Source organism: Polaromonas sp. P1_E1_2 (genome assembly GCF_056406035.1).
The window spans coordinates 1-6310 of the sequence record NZ_JBFUAZ010000207.1 but is presented as its reverse complement, the minus strand read 5'-3'; the positions used below and the strand labels follow the sequence as shown (position 1 = coordinate 6310).

Annotated in this window: 6 protein-coding genes; 4 read left to right on the top strand and 2 right to left on the bottom strand. The window is 63.1% G+C overall.

The annotated features are described in order from the left end of the window. The 4 genes from AC1D1P_RS11475 to AC1D1P_RS11460 all read left to right on the top strand — a co-directional run. A partial coding sequence (locus tag AC1D1P_RS11475) for an inositol monophosphatase family protein (protein WP_477673057.1) occupies window positions 1–579 on the top strand: 579 nt, incomplete at its 5' end. A gap of 66 nt (window positions 580–645) precedes the next feature. Continuing rightward, window positions 646–1686: an ABC transporter substrate-binding protein gene (locus AC1D1P_RS11470; RefSeq protein ID WP_477670732.1), complete on the top strand. Its 1041-nt coding sequence runs from the start codon at window positions 646–648 to the stop codon at window positions 1684–1686. A 52-nt stretch (window positions 1687–1738) separates the two neighbouring features. Next, window positions 1739–3658, top strand: a complete 1920-nt coding sequence (locus AC1D1P_RS11465; RefSeq protein ID WP_477670731.1) for an ABC transporter permease — start codon at window positions 1739–1741, stop codon at window positions 3656–3658. Window positions 3659–3716: 58 nt separating this feature from the next. After that, window positions 3717–4778 carry an ABC transporter ATP-binding protein gene (locus tag AC1D1P_RS11460; protein ID WP_477673056.1) on the top strand — a complete coding sequence of 354 codons (1062 nt, stop codon included), beginning with the start codon at window positions 3717–3719 and terminating at the stop codon, window positions 4776–4778. Window positions 4779–4811: 33 nt separating this feature from the next. On the opposite strand, the gene trpD is transcribed toward AC1D1P_RS11460, so the two are convergent. After that, window positions 4812–5852 carry an anthranilate phosphoribosyltransferase gene (gene trpD, locus AC1D1P_RS11455; RefSeq protein ID WP_477673055.1) on the bottom strand — a complete coding sequence of 347 codons (1041 nt, stop codon included), beginning with the start codon at window positions 5850–5852 and terminating at the stop codon, window positions 4812–4814. 42 nt (window positions 5853–5894) lie between these two features. Beyond that, the coding region (locus AC1D1P_RS11450; protein ID WP_477673054.1) for a LysE family translocator at window positions 5895–6310 on the bottom strand (416 nt) is incomplete at its 5' end.

Below are 6310 nucleotides of genomic sequence, written 5' to 3'. Positions count from 1 at the left end.
GAAGCAGGAGGAGAAACCGGCGGCGCAGCTCGCCTCTGGATTGTCGACCCGGTGGATGGAACGGCGAATTTCGCCCGGGCCATCCCGCACTTCTGCATTTCCCTGTGCCTCATGGTCAACGGCGAGCTCGAGGCCGGCGCCATCTATGAGCCCATGCACGATGAGCTCTTCATTGCGCAACGCGGCCACGGCGCGTGGTGCAACGGCGTGCGGCTTCAGGTGAGCGAACAGGTCGAGCTGTCCGCCTCTTCCGTCGAAATTGGCTGGTCTCCGCGCCGATCACCGGATTCATACCTCGCGCTGGTCAGCCGGTGCATGCATGCGGGCTGTTCGGTGCGCCGCGCGGGTTCCGGCGCGCTGGGGCTGGCCTATGTGGCCGCCGGGCGATGCGAAGCCTACGCCGAGGCGCATATCAATTCATGGGACGTCGCAGCCGGCCTGCTACTGGTCCGGGAAGCCGGAGGCCGCGTCAACGACTTCTGGGCCGACAACGGCCTGGCCCAGGGAAACCCGGTGCTGGCGACCAACGCCAGACTGGCTTCGGAACTAAGCGTTTTAACGGGTATACCGCTGCGCTGACGGCTGCTAAGGTGGCTTCAACGCCGTACCGCAGGCGCCATTGACGACATAAAGAAGGAGACACAGATGAAACAGTTCACATTCAAATCACTTTTTCCAGGATTGGTTCTGGCGGCCGCGGCCTGCGCCATGTCGTCCCCCGCCCGCGCAGCCGAAGAACTGGTGGTTTACTGCAACGTCCAGGAAGAATGGTGCCGGCCCATGGTGACGGCCTTCGAAAAGGCCACCGGCATCAAGGTGTCGATGACACGCAAGAGCTCGGGCGAAACTTACGCCCAGATCAAGGCTGAAGCAGCCAACCCGCGCGGTGACGTGTGGTGGGGTGGCACGGGCGACCCTCATCTTCAGGCCGCCGAGGAAGGTTTGACCGAGCCCTACAAGTCGCCGAAGCTGGCTGATCTGCACCCTTGGGCCGTGAAGCAAGCCGAGGCCTCCAAGTACCGCACGGTCGGCGTTTATGCAGGCGCCCTGGGGTTCAGCTTCAATACCGTCGAGCTGGCCAAACGCAAATTGCCCGAACCCAAATGCTGGGCCGACCTGATCAAGCCGGAGTTCAAGGGCGAAGTCCAGGTCGCCAACCCCAACTCGTCCGGCACCTCCTACACGCTRCTCGCCACCCTCGTGCAAATCATGGGCGAAGACAAGGCCTTCGACTACCTGAAGGCCCTTCATCGCAACATCAACCAATACACCAAGTCGGGCGCTGCGCCAGCCCGTGCGGCAGCCACCGGCGAAAGCATGATCGGCATCACCTTTCTGCACGACGCCGTCACGCACGCCGTGGCAGGCGCTCCACTGAAGGTGGTCGCACCGTGCGAGGGTACGGGCTACGAGATCGGCAGCATGAGCATCATCAAGGGTGCCAAAAATCTGGCCAACGCCAAAAAATGGTACGACTGGGCCCTGACACCTGAAGCGCAGGACATTGCCACGGTCGCGCATTCGTACCAGAACCCCTCCAATAAAAAAGCATCCTTGCCGCCACAGGCGCCCAAGCTGGCCGACGTCAAACTGATCGACTACAACTTCGCCAAGTACGGCGCTTCGGCCGAACGCTCGCGCCTGCTGGGCAAATGGGACAAGGACATCGGGGCACTGCCCAAGTGAGCGCTGAACACATCCCGCAATTCCATTGCTCACTGATGAATCACGTCACACCTTGACTACACCCATTGCAGTGATGGCAGCCGCCCCACGCGTGCGGGCTGATCCGCTGAGCTGGCTGCTGGCAGCACTGGGCATTGCAGCGGGCGTGCTTCTGATGCCGTGGACCCAGAGCTCAGCTTACGTTGCCGGCGGGTGCGTGCTGGCCGCCGTCGCAAGCGTGCTGGCAACACGTGCCGGCGCATTCAAGAGCGATGCCGCCATTTCCGGCATCGTCTGCATCCTGTCGCTGCTGCTGGCCATTTTTGTCATCTACCCGATCGGGCGCATGCTGCTGGCGGCTTTCGTGGACGAACGGGGCAACTGGCTGATCCAGACCGCCGCCGCCCGGTTTTTCAGCGAAGACATCTGGGGCACGGGCTGCATCGCCGGCAACGTCAGATGCGGCGTGGCCATCAACTCCATCGTTCTGGCCACCCTCGCCGGCATCGGAAGCACGCTTTTCGGTTTCGCGCTGGCCCTGCTGGCCGAGCGGGGCGGCAGGCGTTTTCGCGGCAGCCTTCGCGTGCTCTCCATCCTGCCGGTCGTCACGCCGCCTTTTGTCATCGGCCTGGCCATCATCATCCTGTTCGGCCGAACCGGCATCGTGACTCAGCTGATGAGCGACTGGTTCGGCATTGCCCGGTCGCGCTGGATCTATGGCCTGCCCGGCGTACTGCTGGCGCAAGTGGTGTGCTTTACGCCCCTGGCTTTCCTGTTGATCAGCGGTGCGCTGCGCCTCGTCAGCCCGACGCTTGAAGAAGCGGGCCAGGTGCTGAGGGGTTCGCCATGGCATGTGTTCCGCACCGTGACCTGGCCTCTGGTGCGCCCTGCCATTGCCAATGCCTTCCTGCTGGGTTTTGTGGAAAGCCTGGCGGACTTCGCCAATCCGCTGGTGCTCTCGGGAAATTTCGAGGTACTGTCGACGAAAATTTTCTTCGCCATTGCCGGCGCGCAGCACGATGCATCACGCGCGGCTATCCTCGCCGTCACGCTGCTGCTGCTGACGGTCGGCATCTTTGCACTGCAACAGCGCTGGATCGGCAAGGCCTCCTACACATCCGTGAGCGGAAAAGGCGACAGTGGCCTKCCCGCCGCGCTGCCCACAGGCGTCAAGTGGGGCGCACTGGCGCTGGTCCTTCCCTGGGGCGTGCTGACGGTGCTGTCGTACGGCATCATCCTGATCGGCGGCGTAGTCAAGGACATCGGAAGGTTCGACCTGACACCTTCGCTGCAGCACTTCGAGACTGGCTTTGGCCTGAGTTGGGGCGCAGGTGGCCTGGTGTTTTCGGGCTCGGCGTGGAACAGCCTCTTCACCACGCTCGGCGTCGCGGCTGTTGCCGCACCTCTTACCACCGCGCTGGGCTTGCTGGGAGGCTATGTCGTAAGCCGCCACGTCTTCAAGGGCCGGCGCGCCTTCGAATTCCTGACCATGGTGAACTTCGCCGTGCCCGGCACCGTGATCGGTGTTGCCTACATCGTCGCCTTCAACGTGCCGCCGCTTGAATTCACCGGCACCTTCGCCATCATCGTGCTGTGTCTGGTGTTTCGCAACATGCCGGTGGGTGTGCGGGCCACGGTCTCGGCCCTGTCGCAGCTCGATCGTTCGCTCGACGAAGCCTCCGCCACGCTGCGCGCGAGCACATCGCGCACGTTCGCGCGGGTCATCCTTCCGCTGCTGCGTCCCGCCATCATTGCCAGCCTTGTGTTCAGTTTTACGCACGCCATCACGGCCGTCAGCGCAGTGATCTTCCTGGCGACCGCCCAGCACAACCTTTCGACGGTCTATATCGCGGGGCGTGTCGAAGTCGGCGAGTACGCGCTCGCCATTGCCTATTCGTCGGTGCTTATCGTGATCATGCTGGCCTGCGTCCTGCTCATCCAGCGTTTCATCGGCAATGCGGAGCTGGGGCGGCGCGCGGTATCCACCGCCTGAGCCTCTGGGTCATCGTCACATCTTTTTCGTTTCACTTATTTTTTAAGCAGGCCCTGCCATGAACCCGTTCCCCGCCGCAGTGGAGTTTCAAGGCGTCGTCAAGCGTTTCGGCAAGGTGGTTGCGCTGCATCCACTTGACCTCACCATCGACAAGGCAGAGCTGGTGACCCTGCTGGGGCCTTCCGGTTGCGGCAAGACAACACTGCTGCGGCTGATCGCAGGCCTCGAGCTACCTTCCGAGGGCGTGATCCGCATCGATGGCCGGGACGTCACCGGCAGGTCGGCGAACCAGCGCGACGTGAGCCTGGTTTTCCAGTCTTATGCGTTGTTCCCGCACATGAGCGCGCTGGAGAACGTGTGCTACGGCCTGCTCGCCTCCGGCATGAAGAAACCGCAGGCCGTGGCGTTGGCAAAAACCAAAATGGACCTGCTCGGCATTGCCGACTACGCCGATCGGCTCTCGTCGGAGCTGTCCGGTGGGCAGCAGCAGCGCGTGGCAGTGGCACGGTCACTGGTGCTGGAGCCGGCCGTGCTGATGTTTGACGAACCCTTGTCGAACCTGGATGCCAAGCTGCGCCGCAAGGTGCGCCAGGATATCCGCGACCTTCAGCAGAACCTGCAACTCACCGTGGTTTACGTCACGCACGACCAGGAAGAGGCGCTGGCGGTGTCAGACCGCATTGTGGTCATGCAAAAGGGACGCATTGCGACGATGGGCGCGCCGCGCGATTTGTACGAGGCGCCCGTCTCAAGTTTTGTGGCGGACTTCATCGGCGACGCCAACCTGATCAACGGCGAGCTGGTCACAGTGCAAGGCCAGCATTTCTTCCGCGCCGACCAGGTTGATGTGCGGGTTGTCCCGCCGCCAGGCATGCCGGACGGTGCCGTGGCCCTGGCCATACGCCCACACCGCATCCGTATYGGCGAACTGGAAGCAAGCACACTGACAGGAAAAGTCCTGCGGCAGGCTTACCTGGGTAGCCGGATCGAAAGCGTGGTGCTCACGCCGCTGGGTGAACTGCTGGTGTTCAGTGACGCCCTGCTGAGCGTGGCCGAGCCAGGCAGCACGGTCGGCCTGCATTTCGCCGCAACCGACGCGCGCGTGACCGCACGGGAATAGATAGCTGCTCAGCCATGCGCCGCCGGCAAGCCGTCAGGCGAGCTTCTGGCTGTGGCYGACCAGCTGATCGAGCTTGGCCCTGGCCGCGCCCGACTCCAGCGCAGCGCGGGCCAGCACGATGCCAGCCTTCATGGAATCGGCCACATTGGCGGCATACAGCGCCGCCCCGGCGTTCAGGACCACAATGTCGCGCGCAGCACCCGGCTGGTTGTCGAGTACACCCTGCAGCATGGCCTTCGACTGCTCGGGCGTTTCCACGCGCAACGCGCGATTGCTGGCCATAGGCATGTCGAAGTCTTCAGGGTGGATTTCGTATTCGGTGATTTCGCCGTTCTTGAGCTCGCCGACCACAGTAGCCGCGCCCAGGCTGACCTCGTCCATGCCGTCCTTGCCGTAGACCACCAGCGCGTGCTCAGCACCCAGGCGCTGCAGCGCGCGGATCTGGATGCCCACCAGGTCCGAATGGAACACGCCCATCAGGATGTTGGGTGCGCTGGCCGGGTTGGTCAAAGGGCCGAGGATATTGAAGATGGTGCGAACGCCCAGCTCCCTGCGGATGGGCGCGACGTTTTTCATGGCCGGGTGGTGGTTGGGCGCAAACATGAAACCCACACCGACCTGCTCGATGCACTGGGCAATGGCCTCCGGTGAAAGGTTGATGTTGATACCCAGCGACTCGATCACGTCGGCGCTGCCCGACTTGCTGCTGACACTGCGCCCGCCGTGCTTGCTGACCTTGGCGCCGGCTGCCRCCGCCACAAACATGGAACAGGTCGAGATGTTGAAGGTGTGCGAGCCGTCACCGCCGGTGCCGACGATGTCGACCAGATGGGTTTTGTCGGCCACATTGACCTTGGTCGAAAACTCGCGCATCACCTGCGCGGCGGCCGTGATCTCACCGATGGTTTCTTTCTTCACGCGCAGGCCGGTGATGAGCGCTGCCATCATGACGGGCGACATCTCGCCGCTCATGATCAGCCGCATGATGTGCAGCATCTCGTCGTGGAAGATTTCGCGGTGCTCGATGGTGCGCTGCAGGGCTTCTTGCGGCGTGATCTTGTGGGTGTTGGGCATGACGCGTCTCGCTTCTTCGTTCTGGAGCTATATAGAACCGGTTCAGTTGGCCGGATGATCGGTAAAGGCCAGCTTGAGGCCGAATGCGATGAACATGGCGCCGGCCGCGCGGTCCAGCCAGTGCATGCCGCGCTGCACGGCATCGCGCCGGGCCATCCAGGCAGCCGCCAGGGCCCAGCCCGAATTGACCGGGATGGCGTTCAAATTGAACAGCACGCCCAACAACACAAAGGCCAGGGCCTTGTTGTCAGTGCCGGGCGCGATGAACTGCGGCACGAAGGCCAGGAAAAAAATCGCCACCTTGGGGTTCAGTACATTGGTCCAGAAGCCCCCCATGAAGACGGCTTTCAGGCGCCGCTCCGGCTGGGCGGCAGCCGCCGCGACGAGGTCAGTGGTGGCCTGCGGCGCCCTGGAAAACAAAATTTTCGCGCCTATCCACAGCAGGTACGCCGCGCCTA